The organism is Chloroflexota bacterium (genome assembly GCA_015478725.1).
GTDB lineage: Bacteria > Chloroflexota > Limnocylindria > Limnocylindrales > CSP1-4 > C-114.
Genome location: JADMIG010000123.1, coordinates 1 through 1,317 on the forward strand (window position 1 = coordinate 1; position 1,317 = coordinate 1,317).

The 1,317-nt window shown below is 61.0% G+C and carries 1 protein-coding gene; it reads right to left on the bottom strand.

Annotated elements, in window-relative coordinates; translation table 11 throughout:
- Positions 1 to 130: 130 nt before the first annotated feature.
- Entirely contained in the window at positions 131 to 1,222 is a 1,092-nt protein-coding gene (locus tag IVW53_16055) for an IS5 family transposase (GenBank protein ID MBF6607075.1), read from the bottom strand.
- Positions 1,223 to 1,317: the final 95 nt, after the last annotated feature.

The following is a 1,317-nucleotide window of genomic DNA, read 5'->3' on the forward strand; positions in this document are numbered from 1 at the left end:
AGGGTGTTGATGAAAGGGTTGAATCACGAGCTTGGCGTGGTCTGATGACGTGACGAAGTGAGTATTGGATTTACCGATCGGGTAGTTACCGGGTTGGCCGTGGTAGAGTGCAGCTCGCTGGCGGCTCGATTCATCCGCTGGGACAGAGCTTTGCGATCCTCAGCAGGTTGTAGGCAGCGCCGACCAGGTAGGCGGCGAAACTGGTCCGCTCGACGCCCCGATAGCGCGTGCGACGGAAGTTGCCGACCGTCTTAATCCAGCCGAAGATCTCTTCGACCCGCTTGCGCACGCGTTGGCTCACCGCGTATCCCGGCCGACTGGTGGTGCGATGGTCAAGTGCCAAGCCGCCCGGCCGTCGTTCATTGTGCGCCACATGGGGAGTGACATTGAGCGCGCGGCAGCTCGCCACGAACGCCGCCGTGTCATAGCCCTTGTCGCCGGCCACCGTGATTCGGCGCGGCCCGCGAATCTCTTGGAGCATCTCCAGTCCTTGTTCGCATTCGGCCCGACCGCCGGCCTGACCCACGCGCAGATCGACCATTAATCCGTTGCGGTTCTCCATCAGCACGCTTTCGGTGTAACAGAGCCTGGCCTCTTTGCCGGCGCCCTTCTTCGCCAGCCGCGCTTCAGGATCAGTCGTTGACTGGTGCGTCGCGTTTTGGCGCCGTTCGCCGTGGAAGTCCACGCTCGGATTGCCCGGGTCATCCGGCGGCGTGCGATCGCTGCGTTCCTCACCCTTGGGGCGAAAGCTCTTGAGCGACGCCCACGCCTCGATCAGCGTGCCGTCCACCGTAAAGTGCTCGTCACTGGTCAGCTTCAGTTCACGTGCCTCCGCCACCACCGTGCGGAAAAACTCGCCCGCCACGTCGTGCTCCAGCAGACGGCCCCGATTGCGGCTAAAGGTCGAGTGGTCGAAGCCCGGCTCGTCCCAGTTCAGATCCAGGAACCACCGAAACAACAGGTTGTAATCTAACTGCTCGCAGAACATCCGCTCACTGCGCACCGTATACAGCGCCATTAAGAGTGAGGCTTTCAACAGCCGCTCCGGCGGGATCGAGGGCCGGCCCACTTCGCTGTACATCTGTTCGAACAACGGCGAGAGTTCTTTGAGCGCGACCTCGGCCAGCTGCTTGATCAGTCTGATCGGATGCTTGGCCGGTACTCGCTGCTCGGGGTTCACCAAGGTCAGCATCGTGCTCTGCGGCCTATCGTATCCCCGCATCTTCCTCTGCCTCCTCAACTCCACCGCCCTCGTTCAAACTATATAGATGCTATACGAGTGATCGATCCGATCGGAGAGGAATTTTTCAACATCCT

Excerpts from the sequence above, each read along its gene's own strand:
- IVW53_16055 (MBF6607075.1), bottom strand. The coding sequence starts at position 1,222 with ATGCGGGGATACGATAGGCCGCAGAGCACGATGCTGACCTTGGTGAAC.